The sequence below is a fragment of the Methylibium rhizosphaerae genome (genome assembly GCF_006386545.1).
GTDB lineage: Bacteria > Pseudomonadota > Gammaproteobacteria > Burkholderiales > Burkholderiaceae_C > Pseudorivibacter > Pseudorivibacter rhizosphaerae.
Window position 1 is genome coordinate 52,405 of the sequence record NZ_SWAR01000019.1, and the last position, 14,577, is coordinate 66,981.

Genomic DNA, 14,577 nt, shown 5'->3' on the forward strand with positions numbered 1-14,577 from the left:
CGCAAGCCCTTTCGACATCTACAGCCACATCTACATCCATCAGGACGGAGACCACCCGATGACTGCTTCCCGCCACCTCACCCGCCGCCATCTGCTCGAAGGCCTGGCCGCGTTCGGCGCCTTGGGCGCGGCGCCCCTTGGCGCGCTGGCCCAGGACAGGACGGTGCGCTTCATCCTGCCCAATGCCACCGGCTCGGGCGTGGATGCCATCACCCGCGGCGCGCAGCCGGCCCTGGGCAAGGCACTGGGCGCCACGGTGGTGGTCGACAACCAGCCGGGGGCCGGCGGCATCGTCGGCCTGCAGGCCCTGGCGCGCTCGGCGCCCGACGGCCACACGCTGGGCGTGGTGTCGAACAACGTGGTGATCTTCCCGAGCGTGTACAAGTCGCTGCCGTTCAACATGCCGGGAGACTTCACGCCCATCGCCGTCTGCGGCTATACGCCGGTGGTGCTGGTGGTGAACCCGGCCAAGGTGGCGGCCACGAACTCGAAGGAGCTGGTGGCGCTGCTCAAGTCGAAAAACGGCGACATGACGTATGCCTCCGGCGGCAACGGCACCATCTTGCACCTGGCCACCGAGATGTACCTCGACGAGGTGGGCGCCAGGGCGCGCCACATCCCGTACAAGGGCGTGGGGCCGATGGTCACCGACCTGATCGGCGGCCAGGTGGAATTCGGCACCGTGTCGCTGCCCAGCGTGCAGGCCCACCTGAAGAGCGGCGCGCTGCGCGCCATCGGCGTGGCCACGCAGCAGCGCATCGCAGCAGCACCCGAGATCCCCACCTTCGTGGAGCAAGGTGTGCCCAACTACGTGGTCGAGGCCTGGATCGCGGTGGTAGGCCCGAAGGGCCTGCCGGCCGCCGAGGTGAAGCGGGTGCACGACGCGGTGGTGGCCGCCTTCAATGCGCCCGACGTGAAGGAACTGATGGCGAAGCAGGGCAACGTCATCAACGTGAGCAGCACCGAACACGCGCAGCAGTTCTTCAAGACCGAGCTCGCCAAGTACGCGGCCTTGGTCAAGAAGGCCGGCGTCGAGCTGCAGTGACCGCGTGAACGCGGTGCCCGACCTCGGCTCGCGGCGAGCCTGAGCCGCCTTGGGCGGCAGGCTCAGGCAGGCGGCGCCGCCTGGTCCTGTGCCACCTCGGCCTGCTCGGCTTCGTAGCGCTGCAGCGCCCGCGCGAGCTGCGCTTCTTCTTCGGGGCTGCCGATCACCGTGCTCAGGTGCTCGAAGTAGACGTTGGCGATGTCGTCGCTGGTGAGCACCAGCAGCGCCGTCGTGGCGTCGCCGGCCGAGCCGCCCTCGAGCGCGGTGGTGTCGCCGGCGCGCCGCGGCTGGTCGCTGGTGATCTTGACGGTGCCCGAGCGGGCGCCGCGCAGCACGATGTAGCTGATGGTGCCGTCGGCCTTGGCATAGAAGTCCTGCAGGATGCCGTCGTAGATGAGCACGAGGTCCTCGTGCGCCGTCTTGGACAGCACGTGGGCGCGCACCAGCCGCGCCTCGGTCTGCTTGGAGCCGCTGCGCGCGGCGCCCTCGCGCTTGCGGCCTTCTTCGAGCATGAACAGGTAGCGGTGCCGCATGAGCGGCAGCCAGCCGCTGCTCACGCCCCAGCCGCCGGCCAGGCCCAGCGCGAAGGCGGCGCCGGCCACGATGGCGAAGTAGGCGAGGATCCACGGCGCGAACGCATCGAACATGCCGTTGAGCGCACGCTGCGGGCGCCCCGGCAGCGTGGCGCCGTCGATGCGCAGCACGGCGGCGAGCTGGTCGAAGTCGATGCAGGGCACGGCCGCGAGCCAGCCGCGGGAGGCACCGCACACCACCGCGCTGTTGATCACGCTGTAGGCCAGCGCATGCACGAAGAAGCTGACCACCACCGCGCCGGCCAGCTGGCCCAGCGGGCTGGCCGGGACGCTTTCGCGGGTGACCTGGTGGGGGGCATAGAAGCCCCAGAAGAAAAAGAAACCGGGGAGCAGGAGGACGACGAGGACGCCGGTCGCCCAGGCGATGGACATGGGGGAAGAAGGGGGGGGTGGTCAGCCGGCGAGACGGCTGGCGCCGTCGTTCGCGGCGGTGGCCGCCCGGACGGCGCGGTCGCGCAGGTCTTCGATCTCCTGGATGACCGTGCCGAGGTTCACGGTGCGGCGCGAGGGCTTGGACAGCACCTGCATCACGATGCCGGCGTTGCCGCCGGCCAGGCGCACCAGGCTCGTGTACAGCGCGTCATCCTTGTCTTTGAGGACCTGCATGCCTTCTCCGGCTCGACTGTCGAACTGCGGGGATTATCAGGGCGGGTGCTGATGTTCTCAAGGGCATTGCAGCAACGATCCCTGCACCGTGCACATGCCTCGCGGGCCCAGCAGGTTGGGGCCGGCCCACTGCAGGCGCGTGCCGTCGCTCGCCAGGCAGCCGGCCGCGTCGCAGGCCGTCACGGTGAGCGGCGGCGCCGGCATGGTCAGCGCCGGCGCCGGCGGCCCGCCTTGCGGCAGTGCGGGCGGCGGCATCACCGTCACCGGCGCCACGCTGACGGGCGGCGAGACCCTGGCACCAGCCGGCGGCGAACGGCGCTCGGCGCGCCCGCCGCCCAGGCAGGCGGTGGCTGCCTCGCGTTGCAGGGCCGGCAAGCGCTTGCGCGCGGCCTGTTGCCTCGGGTTGCCCTGCGGCGACGAGGCCGCCGCGGCGGCAGCCTCCTGCGCCTGCAACGCCTCGAGCGCCTGGCGGCAGGCGGCGGAATGGGCTCGGTCGTCGGGCTGCGCGAAGGCGGCCTGGCAGGCGATGGCGACGGCAGCAGCGGCAAGGCAGGAACGCATGGCGGTTGGAGCGCGGCAGGTGTTGCGAGTTCGCATCGAGGGCCCGTTCGAACAGGCGGCAAGACAGAATGCGGCTCGAACCAGCTGCCCGGGCCTGCGCATGTTCTCCCACATCTTCGTCGGCACCAACGATTTCGAACGCGCCCTGGCCTTCTACCGGCCGCTGATGGCCGCGCTGGACATCGAGCCGCGCTTCTGCGAGGCCGGGCGCCCGTGGGCCGGCTGGCAGACCACCGGCGGGCCCAGGCCGCTGTTCCTCATCGGCAAGCCGTACGACCAGCAGGCGCACCAGCCGGGCAACGGGCAGATGGTGGCCTTCCTGGCCGACAGCCGGGCCGCGGTGGACCGAGCCCATGCGGTGGCGCTGGCCCACGGCGGACGCTGCGAAGGCCCGCCCGGCCTGCGGCCCGAGTACCACGCTCACTACTACGGCGCCTACTTCCGCGACCCCGACGGCAACAAGCTGTGCGTGGCGTGTCACAAGGCGCCATGAAACACGCATCCGAGCAGGCCCTTCGCGAGCTGCAGCCGCTGCTCGAAGCGCTGCGCCAGCTCGGCCCGCTGGTCGAACGGACCCCCGGCGCGTTCTACCTGAAGTCCCGCGCCTTCCTGCATTTCCATGAAGACCCGTCGGGCCTCTATGCCGACGTGAAGCTCGACCTGGCCACCTTCACCCGGCTGCGTGTGAGCACGCAGCAGGAACAGGCGCAGCTGCTGCAGCAGGTGCGCGGCGCGCTGACCGCGTGATGGCTTGATGCGCATCAAGCCGGAGCTGGCGCCCCCAGGCACCGGTGGCTAGCATCGGTCATCCGCAGCAGCCGCCCCTCGGGAGGTTCGTCATGGAACACCTGCTCGACTCCGCCCGCAACGCCTCGCGACCCGCCGCGATGCCGCAGGTCCGCAAGGTGGAAGCCGCCCGCCCCCTCGTCTGGCTGCGGCGCGGCGCGGCCGATCTGCTGCGAGCCCCTGTCATCGGGCTCGGCACTGGCGCCCTGGTGGCGGCCGTCGGCTGGCTGCTGGTGGCCACCACCTGGAAGGCCCTCTACCTCGCGCCCGCCTTGCTCGGCGGCTTCCTGCTGGCGGCGCCCTTCATCGCGATCGGGCTGTATGCCGTATCGCGCCAGCTCGAGCAGGGGCAATCGCCCGACGCCAGGCAGGCCTGGCTGTCGTGGCGCGGCAATGCCGAGTCGATCGCGCTGTTCGGCCTGCTGCTGGCGCTGGCCTGCATCGTCTGGGAACGCACCGCCGCCATCGTGTTCGCCTTCTTCTACACCGGCGAGGCACTGACGCTTTCGAACCTGCTGTGGGACCTGCTGGCCGGCCGCCTCACCGCGCTGGCCGTCACCTTCACCGTCGCCGGCGGGCTGCTGGCGGCGCTGGTGTTCGCGCTCGGCGTGGTGAGCGCGCCCCTGCTGATCGACCGGCCGGTGGACGTGGTCACCGCCATCCTGACCAGCCTGCGCTGCTGCGCGGCCAACCCGGCCGCGATGCTGGTGTGGGCCGCGCTGATTGCGGGGCTCACCGTGCTCGGTTTCGCCACGCTGATGCTGGGCCTCGTGGTGGTGTTCCCGCTGCTGGCCTTCGCCAGCTGGCATGCCTGCCGGGACCTCGTCGGGCCGTGAAGGCTGCCCGCCACCCACCCTGCAAACAAAGCGTTGCAAGTTCCGACTAAATATTCGCGGCGCTGATTCGTCTTCTCTCTGAAGCCCGCCCTGTTGCCAGGGCGGGCCCCTTCAGGGAGAAGAGATGCAAACCTACGACTTCATTGCGGTCGGGCTCGGTCCTTTCAACTTGAGCCTGGCCTGCCTGATGGCGCCCTTGAAAGAACACAAGGGCCTGTTCCTCGAGCGCAACGCTCAGTTCGCCTGGCACCCGGGCATGCTGGTCGAGCGCTGCACGCTGCAGAACCCCTTCCTTGCGGACCTGGTGTCGCTGGCCGACCCGACCAGCCGCTTCAGCTACCTCAACTACTGCAAGCAGCAGGGCCGCATCTATGCCTGCTACGTGCGCGAGAACCTCTATCTCACGCGGCACGAATACAACCGCTATTGCCAGTGGGCCACCTCGCAGCTGAACAACCTCGCGTTCAGCCGGGAGGTCACCGAGATCACCTTCGACGAGGCGCAGGGCCACTACGTGGTACGCGGGCACGACCTCGCATCGGCATCGCAGCCCAGGCCCTTCGAGCACCGCGCACGCCGGCTGGTGCTGGGCGTGGGCTCGGTGCCGCGGCTGCCGGCCTGCTGCGAGCCGGGCGCGCCCCATGTGCACAGCGCTTCCTACCTCGCCCACAAGGCGCGGCTTCAGGCCGGGCGCTCCATCACCATCGTGGGCAGCGGCCAGAGCGCGGCCGAGATCTATTACGACCTGCTGGGCGAGATCGACCGCCACGGCTACCAGCTCAACTGGGTCACGCGGTCGCCCCGCTTCTTCCAGATGGAGACCGGCAAGCTCACGCTGGAGCTGATCTCTCCGGACTACATCGAGCACTTCTACGCGCTGCCGCCGGCGCGCAAGGCCGAGATCCTGCTCGACCAGAAGAGCATCTACAACGGCATCAACACCCAGCTGGTCAACGCCATCTACGAACGGCTCGACGAGCGGCGCGATGAACTGCGCCACCGCACCCAGCTGCTGCCCGGCATGGAGCTGGTGCGCTGCCGGCACGACGCGCAGGCGGGCCGCTACGAGCTCGAGTTCGAGCACACCGATCTCAGCCGGCGCTACCGGCACGCCACCGACGGCCTGGTGTTCGCCACCGGCTACGCACCGCGCGTGCCGGCCTTCATCGAAGGCATACGACACCGCATCGCCTGGGATGAACAGGGCCGCTACCGCCAGGCGCGCAACTATGCGGTGGACCATGCGGGGCGCGAGGTCTTCGTGCAGAACGCCGGCTTCCACAGCCACGGCCTGTCGAACCCCGACCTCGGCATGACCTGCCACCGCAACGCGGTGCTGATCCGGGAACTCACCGGCATCGAGTACTACCCGATCGAGACGCACACCGCGGTGCAGGACTTCGTGCCGCGCGCGGGCCTCGGCTTCGTCGAGGTTGCATGAGACACCCTGTGTCAACGTGGATGTCACGGGCCGGCGAGGGGCAGACATCCTTGCGGGCCGAGCGCCGGGCCGCTCCCAAGCCGGCCCGCATCCCCCCGGGGGATCGGCCGGCGTACTCGCCGGGCGAGGGGCAGACATGAACGCGACCGCAAGCTCCTTCGGCGCACTGCGCCGCGCGATCGTTTTCATGTCGGCCTTCGCGGTTATCAGCGATGCGGTGCTGATCGCGTTCTACCCGCAGTTCTTCGAAAGCCGCTACGGCATCACCAGCGAGTTCCACGTGGGCGCCTACATCGCGGCCATCTCGATCGCGGTGATGTTCACCCTGCCCCTGTGGGCCCGGGTGGCGCAGCGCGTCGAGACGATGCAGCTGCTGCTCGTCACCCAGTGCGCCGCTGGCCTCTTGTGCCTGGCCAGCGCCTTCGCCGAGAGCCTGGCGGGCTACTGGGTGCTGTCGATGCTGATGTTCATGTGCAAGAGCAGCTACCTGCTCATGTACCCCTACCTGATGCGACTCGAGAAGCCCGAGGACCACGGCCACACCATCGGGCTCCTGTCGGTGGTGGTGCACCTGGGCGGCATCTTCGGCGCGGTGGCCGGCGGCTGGCTGCTGCAGAGCGTGGACCCCGCGGCCTGCCTGTGGCTCATGGCGGGCGGCGACTTCGCCCAGATGCTGGTGTGCGCCTGGCTCATCGGCAGCGGCCGCGTCGTCAGGGTGCTGGGCACCGAGCCGTCCCCGCAGGCTCGGTCTGCACGGCGCGGCATCGGCACCCGCACGCTGGTGCTGTGTTTGATCACGCTGACCTTCACCTTCTCGGCCTACCTGATCCGGCCGTTCTTCTCGGTCTACTGGCAGCAGGTGTCGCCCGGCTCGCTGCCGGCGGAAAGCGGCATGGTGTTCGCCATCCCCGGCGCGGTGGCCCTGATAGCGCTGTTCGTCAACCGGCATGCGAGCCGGCGCTTCGACCACGTGCTGGCCAACCTGCTGCTGGGCAGCCTGGGCCTGCTGATGCAGGCGGCCCCTTCGGAGCCGCTCATCCTGCTGGGCCGCGTGCTGTACGGCTGGTCGCTGTTCCAGCTGATCGTGAAGTTCGAGGTGGTGCTGTTCCGCTTCAGCAAGCCCGACGACTACGCCCGCGACTTCAGCGTCTTCAACTTCTTCCAGAACCTGGGCGTGCTGCTGTCGTCGTTTGCCGCCGGTGCCCTGGTGGGACCGTTCGGCATCGCGGTCACCTTCGTCATCGCCTCGGCCTGCCTGCTGCTCACTGCCGCGCTCGACGCGCTGCTGCTGGGCTGCGACCGCCAGCACGCCGCCACCGCGCCTTCCGTCCCTCTAGGAGCCGCCCACCATGCGAACTGATTTCCACGCCGCGCTCGCCAAGCCCTACGAATGGGATGCGCAGATCACGCTGCGAGCGCTCGACTTCGAGCGCGACATCCCGCTGCTGCATCACTGGTTCACCCAGGACTACGCCGCGTTCTGGAACATGCAGGACCACACCGAGGCCCAGGTGCGCGAGTTCTACGAAGACCTGGTCGCCTGCGGCCATGCGGGTGCCTGCATGGGCCTGGTCGACGGCTCGCCGGCCTTCCTGGTGGAGTGCTACGACCCTGCATTCGACGAGCTGGCCGGCCACTACCCGGTGCGCCCCGGCGACGTGGGCATGCATTTCTTCGTCGGGCCCGCCCGCGATCGCATCCACGGCTACACGCGCCGCGTGTTCCGCGCGCTCATGAGCTTCATCTTCGAGCGGCTGCAGGCGCGCCGCGTGGTGGTGGAGCCGGACGCACGCAACCACAAGGTGCACCTGCTCAACCGCGACATGGGTTTCGTGGACGAGCGCCCTGTGCGCCTCACCCGCAAGCTCGCCCTGCTTTCGTTCTGCACGCGCGAGCAGTTCATCAACGCCCAAGCCCGCATCCACACCGAAGAGGAATACGCCGAATGATCACCACCGACATCCGCCGCCTGCAGCCCGAGGACCCGACCCAGGCGGTCGCCCATCTCGACAAGGCCACCTGGGCCAAGGTCAACCGCGCGCTGGTGCGCAAGGCGATCGCCGAGTTCTCGCACGAGCAGGTGCTGCAGCCCGCGCTGCTGGACGCGCTGCCGCAGCGCCACGGCTTCAGCCGCTGGCGCCTGGATGCGCCGGGCGGCATCGAATACCGCTTCGAGGCGCAACCGATGGCCCTGCGGCACTGGCGCATCGATGCCGCCTCGATCAGCAAGCGGGTGGCCGGCGTGGAGAAGCCGCTGGATGCGCTGCTGTTCATCATCGAGTTCAAGGACGCTCTCGGCATCAAGCCCGAGCTGTTGCCCGTCTACCTCGACGAGATCAGCAGCACCCTCTACGGCGCCGCCTACAAGCAGCGCAAGGCGGCGCCGTCCAGCGCGGAGCTGGTGGACGCCGACTTCCAGACCATCGAGTCGTCGATGGCCGAGGGCCACCCCGGTTTCGTCGCCAACAACGGCCGGCTGGGCTTCGACGCCACCGACTACCGCAGCTACGCGCCCGAGGCCGGCTCGCGGTTTGCGCTGGTGTGGCTGGCGGTGCATCGCGAGCTGGCCCACTTCGCCTGCGTGTCCAGCGTCGACTACGAGGGCTTCATCGCCGGCGAGCTGGGCGCCCACAACGTGACGCGCTACCGTCGCGAGCTGGCCGACCAGGGCCTTGCGCCCGAGGACTACCTGTTCATGCCGGCCCATCCGTGGCAGTGGTTCAACAAGCTGTCGATCGCCTTCGCCTCCGACGTGGCCCAGCGCCACATCGTGTGCCTGGGCACGAGCGACGACCACTATGTGGCGCAGCAGTCGATCCGCACCTACTTCAATGCCGATCGCCAGAACAAGCATTACGTCAAGACCTCGCTGTCCATCCTGAACATGGGCTTCATGCGCGGCCTGTCGCCCTACTACATGGCCGGCACGCCGGCCATCAACGAGTGGATCGACCGGCTGGTGCGCGAGGACGCCACGCTGCGCAGCCACGGCTTCTCGATCCTGCGCGAGGTGGCTTCGGTGGGCTTTCGCAACCGCTACTACGAGGCGGCCATCGCTTCGGACACGCCGTACAAGAAGATGCTCTCCTGCCTGTGGCGCGAGAGCCCGGTCGAGCGGCTGGCCACCGGCGAGCGCCTCATGACCATGGCCGCGCTGCTGCACGTGGACAGCGACGGCCGCGCGCTGCTGCCCGAGCTCGTGCGCCGCTCCGGCCTGCCGGCGCACGAGTGGCTCGGGCGCTACCTGCGCGCCTACCTCGTGCCGCTGCTGCACTGCTTCTATGCGCACGACCTCACCTTCATGCCGCACGGCGAGAACCTCATCATGGTGCTGCAGCAGCATGTGCCGGCGCGGCTCATCATGAAGGACATCGCCGAGGAGTCGGCGGTGCTGAACAAGGACGCCCAGCTGCCCGACGACATCCGCCGCCTCGCGGTGGACGTGCCCGAGGACTTCAAGCTGCTGGCCATCTTCATCGATGTGTTCGACGGCTTCTTCCGACACCTGAACCAGCTGCTGCTCGACCACGGCGTGACCGCGCACGAGGACGAGTTCTGGTCGCTGGTGGCCGCCTGCGCCGCCGAATACCAGGCCGCCCATCCGCAGCTGGCCCACAAGTTCGAGCGCTACGACTTCTTCGCGCCCGAGTTCCTGCATTCCTGCCTGAACCGACTGCAGCTGGCCAACACGATGCAGATGGTGAACCTGGCCGATCCCGCCGGCAGCCTGCGCATGGCGGGGCACCTGCCCAACCCGATCGCGAAGTTCCGGCCGCAGCGCGGCGCGGCCACGACGAACCGGCCGGCACTGGCGACGGCATGACCGCAGCGGCCGCGCCCGTCCTGGCAAGACTGGTCGACGCGGCCGCGAGCGTGCTGCCCGGCTGGCGCGGCAGCCTGCAGGCGCCCGGGCCGGAGCACCGGCCCTGGTGCTCGCCCGGCACAGGCGGGCTGGCCGCACTGCATGCGCAGCTGGCGCGCCGCCATCCGGAGGCCGGGCCGCACTACTGGGCGCTGCGCGGCTGGGGGTTGCTGATCTGGCAGCCGGTGTACCTGTCGGTGATCGGGGTGCACCTGTGCGGCCTGTGCCCGCGCTCGCAGGCGCTGCTGCAAAGCCCGGCGGACGGCGAGCTCGGCGACTACGCGCTGGCCGACCAGTTGCCATTCACCGGTGATGAGGCGGCCTGCCTGCGCCTTGCGGCGGCCCAGCTGGCCGAAGGCTGCGAGGGCTTGTTGCGCGCATGGCAGGCGCAAGCGCCGCTGCACCCCAAGGCTGCCCGCCTCACGCTCGCAGACAGCACGCTGGCGGCCGTGCTGGCCGTGCAGCGACACGAGCGGCTGGCCGGCCCTGCGAGCGAAGCCCGCGCGCAGCGGCGCGGCGCCTGCTGGCTGGCCGCCCTGGGGCTGCCGCGTGCAGGCGGCTACTTCAAGTACCAAGACGCGGCCGGCGCTGAACGGCTGGCACTGGACCGCAAGGTGTGCTGCCTGCATTTCCGGCGGCACGACGGCGATCGCTGCAGCACCTGCCCGAAGCGGCCGCTGCCGGAGCGCATCGCCTGCCTCAACCTGGAGTGATTGAACGATGTCGGACCTGAACGAGGCCGCGTTCTTTGCGCAGGCCCTGGAGCAGCCGCATTGCGGCGACTACAGCGACGAAGCGGTGTTCGCACTGGAGCAGGAGCGCATCTTCAGGCGCTGCCCCCTGTATGCCGGCCACGAGCTGATGGTGCCCGCCCCCGGCGACTGGCGCGCCCTGGCGCATGAGGACGGCGGCCGCGTGCTGCTGCGCAATGCTGCCGGCGAAGTGCAGCTGGTCTCCAACGTGTGCCGCCACCGGCAGGCGCGCATCCTCGGCCACGGGCCCGCCGGCAGCGAAGCGCGCGGCAACCTCGGCGGCACCGGCCACAACATCGTGTGCCCGCTGCATGCGTGGACCTACAACGACCGCGGCGAACTCATCGGTGCACCGCACATCGAGCCCACGCCCTGCCGGCACCTGCCCCGCTTCGGGCTGCGCAACTGCGGCGGCCTGCTGTTCGAGGGGCCTGGCGACCCGGCGACCGAGCTGGCGCCGCTATTCGCGCGGCCGGAGTTCGACTTCTCGGGCCATGTGCTCGACCACGTGGAGGTCCACCCATGCCACTGCAACTGGAAGACCTTCATGGAGATCTACAACGACGACTACCACATCGGCCCCTTCCACCCGGGGCTCGGCCGCTTCATCACCTGCGATGACCTGGCCTGGGAGCTGGGCGACGGCGTGAGCCTGCAGCGGGTGAGCGCGCGCGCCGGGCTGCCCGATGCCGGCTCGCCGGCCTACGAGGAATGGCGCCGGCGGCTGCTCGAGCACCACGGCGGCGAAACGCCGGCGTTCGGTGCCATCTGGGTGAGCTGCTACCCGACGCTGATGATCGAGGTGTTTCCGTGCGCGCTGGTGATCTCGGCGCTGTATCCCAAAGGGCCGCGGCTCACGGTGAACACGATCGAGTTCTACTACCCCGACGAGGTGCTGGCCTTCGAGCCGGAGCTGGCGATGGCGCACCGCACCGCCTATCTCGAGACGGCGCTCGAGGACGACGAGATCGCCGAGCGCATCGATGCCGGGCGGCGCGCACTGGCCGAGCGCGGCGAAACCGACCACGGGCCGTACCAGTCGCCGATGGAAGACGGCATGCGGCACTTCCATGCCTGGTACCGCCGCATGATGGCGGGCTGAAGGACCGTGCGCTTCAGCGCCGGCCTGCGTGCGAGGGCGGCGGTGAGGCCGGCGTGTCCTCGCGGCCTGCCTCGTCGTCAGAGGCGTCCATCGGCGGCACGAAGCCGGTGAGCAGCCAGACGCGGCGGGCTTCCTCGTAGGCGGCGCGATGCGCCGGCGACTCGGCCAGCCAGGCGGCCAGCGCCTCGCGCAGCGAGGCGTCCTCGGGCGACTCGTGCTGGGCCATCACCCAGTCGAGCGCCGCCTGCCAGGCTGCATCGTCTTCGTGTTGTCTTGGTCCGGAATCCATGGGGCGCCCCTCGTACTGCCGCCGCAGTGTAGGGGGCGACGGGCTATCGAGGCCTGCCCTGGCGCAACGCGTCGCGACACTGGTCGAGTGCGTCGCGGATCATGAAGTTCACCAGCGTGGGAGAGATGCCGAACATGGCCGCGATGTCACGCTGGGTGCGGCCCTCGAGCCGGTACAGCTCGAACACGCGGCGTGCGCGTTCGGGCAGCTGCGCGAGGGCCTGCTCGACGATCGACAGCTGCTGGCGGTCGATGGCCAGCGCCTCTGGCGTGGCGGTCGCTGGCATGGGCACCTCGGCACCTCCGTCGTCGCGCACTTCGAACAGGCGCTGCTCCAGCGTGGCGCGCCGGCAGCGGTCGATGGCCATGTGGCGCACCATCTGCACCGCATAGGCGAGCGGCTGGCGCACCGCGCCCTGGACGTCTTCACCGGACTCCACCGCCTTGAGATACGCGTCGTGGACCAGGTCCTCGGCGCTGTGCGTGTCGCCGAGGATTTGCTGGGCCGCGCGCTTGAGCTGCGCGCGATGGGCCGCGAACACCTGTCCCAGCCCGCCGGCGGGCGGCAGCGATGACGCGCTCGAGGCCTGCATCGTCGGCTGCGTGTTCAGTACTGCCAGTTCAGCGACACCGACGCGTTGCGCGGGGCGCCCCAGTAGCCCTGGCTCCAGTACAGGCTGGCGATGTACTTCTCGTCGGTGACGTTGTTGACGTTCAAGGTGGCTGACAGGTTCTTCGTGAAGTCGTAGCGCACCATGAGATCGAGCAACGCGTAGGCGTCCTGGCGGGTCGTGGTGACTGCACTTTCCACACGCTCGATGTCGTCCTGCCACTTCAGGCTCGCGCCCAGCTTGAGTTGGGGCAGCGCGGCGAGCTTGTAGGTGGTGGAAAGGCGCAGCGTCTTTCGCGGCACGTAGGTTCGTGCAGCGGCTCCGGTGTCGCGGTTCTTGATGGACATCTGCGTGTAGCCTGCGCTGGCTTCCCAGCCTGGGGCCAGGCGGCCGGCCAGGTCGATTTCGACGCCTTGCGACTCTGCGTTGACGGACTTGTAGCGCGACTTGGTATCGAACTTGTCGAATTCCGCGGTGTTGTCCTGGACCACGTGGAACACGGCCAGCGAGCCGTTGAGGCGCTTGTTGAGCCACTCGCCCTTCAGTCCCAGTTCGGCATTGCGTCCTTCGATGGGGTCGAGCAGCACATCGCCTTCGGCGACCTTGAACTGCGGGTTGAAGATCTGCGCGTAGCTTGCGTAGACGGTGTGGTTGTCATCCAGGTCGAAGGTGGCGCCGATGTACGGCGTTGCCTTTGTCTTGCGGTAGCTGTGCGTCTCGCGGTATTGCTCGCCGTGGCTGTTGGCACGCGTGAGGTTCGCGCCCACGAGCAGTTTCCAGGCGTCGGTGAGATTCAGCCGTGTGGCGGCGTAGAGGCTGATCCGGCGGTCGTGGAAGTCGGCAAAGCCCGACGTTCCGTTGTCGAAGTTCGGCCTTGGGAAGGTACCGGCCAATGCCTCTTCCTCCGACACCGGCAGCCCGACGTCGTCGTCGGACGAATGCAGCCAGTTGTCGCTCTTGGCCCAGTTGCCGCCGAAGACGAGGTCGTGCCTGCGGCCCGCCAGTGTGTAGTGGCCGGTGAGGTTCACGTCGCCAATCCATTGGCGCTCGGTGTGGTTGTACTTGGACGGGTAGCTGGTCATGCCGGCGCCGGACAAGTCCGGCACCCCCGCGATGTAGAGCATCTCGCCATCGCTTTCCAGCACGCGTCGCGCGATGGCCGCCTTGGCCTGCCAGTCATTGGACAGGCGATGGGTCAGCTCGGCGAACGTCTGGGTGTCGTCGGTGTCCCAGTAGGCCCAGCCTGCCGCGGTGCTGGCGGAGGTCGGGTAGTTCGTCGGGCTGGTCTGCGCTCCGTTGGTCCTGTAGAGCGGTAGGGCGCCCCACATCGGCGAGTTCGGCTTGTTGTGCTGTTCCGAATGACCGACTGTGAGCGTTGTGTCGGCGGCGAGATCAGCTTCGAGCACTCCCGAGAACAGATTCTTCTCGAGGGAATAGCGATCGAGGTAGGAGTCCTTCTTCTGCGCCGCCGCCACGAAACGTCCCCGCACGCTGCCGCTCTCGTTCAGGGGCCCGCTCACGTCCGCATCAACGCGCTTGTTGCTCCAGGACCCGAAGGTCAGCCCGGCCGAAGCCTGCAGGTCACGGGTCGGACGCTTGCGAACGAAGTTCACGGTGGCCGAGGGATTGCCGGTGGACGACATCAACCCGTTGGCGCCGCGCAGCACCTCCACCCGGTCGTACAGCGCCGTGTCCAGGTCACCCAGCTGATCGCCGGTGGCGAAAGGCAGGCCGATGCCGTCGATCTGGAAGTTGGAGACCTCGAAGCCGCGCACGGTGAAGTAGGTGCGGTCGGTCTCGACACGCTCGACGTTCACGCCGGTCACGCTGGAGAGCAGGTCGTTCACGCTCATCAACCCGAAGTCCTCGATCTGGGTGCGGGTCACGACGCTGATCGACTGCGGCGTCTCGCGCAGCGAAAGATCGAGCTTGGTGGCCGTATTGGCCGAGCGGGTGGTGTAGGCGCCGGTGCCTTCGGTGCTGCGCTCGGCCCGTGCTGTGGCCTTCACGTCCGGCAAGGCGGCATCGGCCTGCGCCTCTGCCTGGGCCGCGGCCGGCTCCTGCTGTTGCTGAGCCAACGCGGCCCCGCCGGCA

At 69.0% G+C, this 14,577-nt stretch carries 16 protein-coding genes; 10 read left to right on the forward strand and 6 right to left on the reverse strand.

From position 1 onward, the window contains the following. The first annotated feature begins 58 nt into the window (after nt 1–58). A complete protein-coding gene (locus E8D38_RS14840; protein ID WP_140632083.1) occupies nt 59–1,045 on the forward strand; it encodes a Bug family tripartite tricarboxylate transporter substrate binding protein in 987 nt (328 codons plus the stop codon). 62 nt (nt 1,046–1,107) lie between these two features. Here the strand turns inward: E8D38_RS14840 and E8D38_RS14845 are convergent, their stop codons facing one another. The 3 genes from E8D38_RS14845 to E8D38_RS14855 are packed head-to-tail and all read right to left on the reverse strand — an operon-like array spanning nt 1,108 to nt 2,805. Continuing rightward, the gene (locus E8D38_RS14845) at nt 1,108–2,010 is read right to left on the reverse strand and encodes a hypothetical protein (protein WP_140632087.1); all 903 of its coding nucleotides are present in this window, start codon (nt 2,008–2,010) and stop codon (nt 1,108–1,110) included. Nucleotides 2,011–2,031: 21 nt separating this feature from the next. Continuing rightward, on the reverse strand, nt 2,032–2,244 hold the full coding sequence (locus E8D38_RS14850; RefSeq protein WP_140632092.1) for a hypothetical protein: 213 nt from the start codon (nt 2,242–2,244) through the stop codon (nt 2,032–2,034). A 57-nt stretch (nt 2,245–2,301) separates the two neighbouring features. After that, nucleotides 2,302–2,805 carry a hypothetical protein gene (locus E8D38_RS14855; protein WP_140632097.1) on the reverse strand — a complete coding sequence of 168 codons (504 nt, stop codon included), beginning with the start codon at nt 2,803–2,805 and terminating at the stop codon, nt 2,302–2,304. Nucleotides 2,806–2,905: 100 nt separating this feature from the next. Here E8D38_RS14855 and E8D38_RS14860 point away from each other — a divergent pair, with 100 nt between their 5' ends. The 9 genes from E8D38_RS14860 (at nt 2,906) to E8D38_RS14900 (ending at nt 11,584) form a co-directional block, all read left to right on the forward strand. Then, nucleotides 2,906–3,298 carry a VOC family protein gene (locus E8D38_RS14860; protein ID WP_140632101.1) on the forward strand — a complete coding sequence of 131 codons (393 nt, stop codon included), beginning with the start codon at nt 2,906–2,908 and terminating at the stop codon, nt 3,296–3,298. Further along, on the forward strand, nt 3,295–3,552 hold the full coding sequence (locus E8D38_RS14865; protein ID WP_140632104.1) for a hypothetical protein: 258 nt from the start codon (nt 3,295–3,297) through the stop codon (nt 3,550–3,552). Before E8D38_RS14860 ends, E8D38_RS14865 begins: the two co-directional genes overlap by 4 nt. A 92-nt stretch (nt 3,553–3,644) precedes the next feature. Next, a complete protein-coding gene (locus E8D38_RS14870; RefSeq protein ID WP_140632109.1) occupies nt 3,645–4,427 on the forward strand; it encodes a DUF2189 domain-containing protein in 783 nt (260 codons plus the stop codon). 124 nt (nt 4,428–4,551) lie between these two features. After that, complete coding sequence (locus tag E8D38_RS14875) at nt 4,552–5,868, forward strand: lysine N(6)-hydroxylase/L-ornithine N(5)-oxygenase family protein (RefSeq protein ID WP_140632115.1); 1,317 nt, start codon at nt 4,552–4,554, stop codon at nt 5,866–5,868. 136 nt (nt 5,869–6,004) lie between these two features. Beyond that, nucleotides 6,005–7,228: an MFS transporter gene (locus E8D38_RS14880; RefSeq protein ID WP_140632121.1), complete on the forward strand. Its 1,224-nt coding sequence runs from the start codon at nt 6,005–6,007 to the stop codon at nt 7,226–7,228. Further along, nucleotides 7,218–7,817, forward strand: a complete 600-nt coding sequence (locus E8D38_RS14885; protein WP_140632125.1) for a GNAT family N-acetyltransferase — start codon at nt 7,218–7,220, stop codon at nt 7,815–7,817. The genes E8D38_RS14880 and E8D38_RS14885 overlap by 11 nt, the downstream gene beginning before the upstream one ends. An 11-nt stretch (nt 7,818–7,828) precedes the next feature. After that, the gene (locus E8D38_RS14890; RefSeq protein ID WP_425462781.1) at nt 7,829–9,691 is read left to right on the forward strand and encodes an IucA/IucC family protein; all 1,863 of its coding nucleotides are present in this window, start codon (nt 7,829–7,831) and stop codon (nt 9,689–9,691) included. Next, complete coding sequence (locus tag E8D38_RS14895) at nt 9,688–10,443, forward strand: siderophore ferric iron reductase (RefSeq protein ID WP_140632136.1); 756 nt, start codon at nt 9,688–9,690, stop codon at nt 10,441–10,443. The genes E8D38_RS14890 and E8D38_RS14895 overlap by 4 nt, the downstream gene beginning before the upstream one ends. Nucleotides 10,444–10,450: 7 nt before the next feature. After that, a complete protein-coding gene (locus E8D38_RS14900) occupies nt 10,451–11,584 on the forward strand; it encodes an aromatic ring-hydroxylating oxygenase subunit alpha (RefSeq protein ID WP_140632141.1) in 1,134 nt (377 codons plus the stop codon). Nucleotides 11,585–11,597: 13 nt separating this feature from the next. Here E8D38_RS14900 and E8D38_RS14905 read toward each other — a convergent pair whose 3' ends face one another. From E8D38_RS14905 to E8D38_RS14915, 3 genes are read right to left on the reverse strand one after another with little or no spacing between them, the layout of a single operon-like run. Next, nucleotides 11,598–11,873 carry a FecR/PupR family sigma factor regulator gene (locus tag E8D38_RS14905; protein ID WP_140632145.1) on the reverse strand — a complete coding sequence of 92 codons (276 nt, stop codon included), beginning with the start codon at nt 11,871–11,873 and terminating at the stop codon, nt 11,598–11,600. 43 nt (nt 11,874–11,916) lie between these two features. Next, the gene (locus tag E8D38_RS14910; protein ID WP_140632149.1) at nt 11,917–12,465 is read right to left on the reverse strand and encodes a sigma-70 family RNA polymerase sigma factor; all 549 of its coding nucleotides are present in this window, start codon (nt 12,463–12,465) and stop codon (nt 11,917–11,919) included. Nucleotides 12,466–12,479: 14 nt separating this feature from the next. Beyond that, a complete protein-coding gene (locus E8D38_RS14915) occupies nt 12,480–14,561 on the reverse strand; it encodes a TonB-dependent siderophore receptor (RefSeq protein WP_246099505.1) in 2,082 nt (693 codons plus the stop codon). Nucleotides 14,562–14,577: the final 16 nt, after the last annotated feature.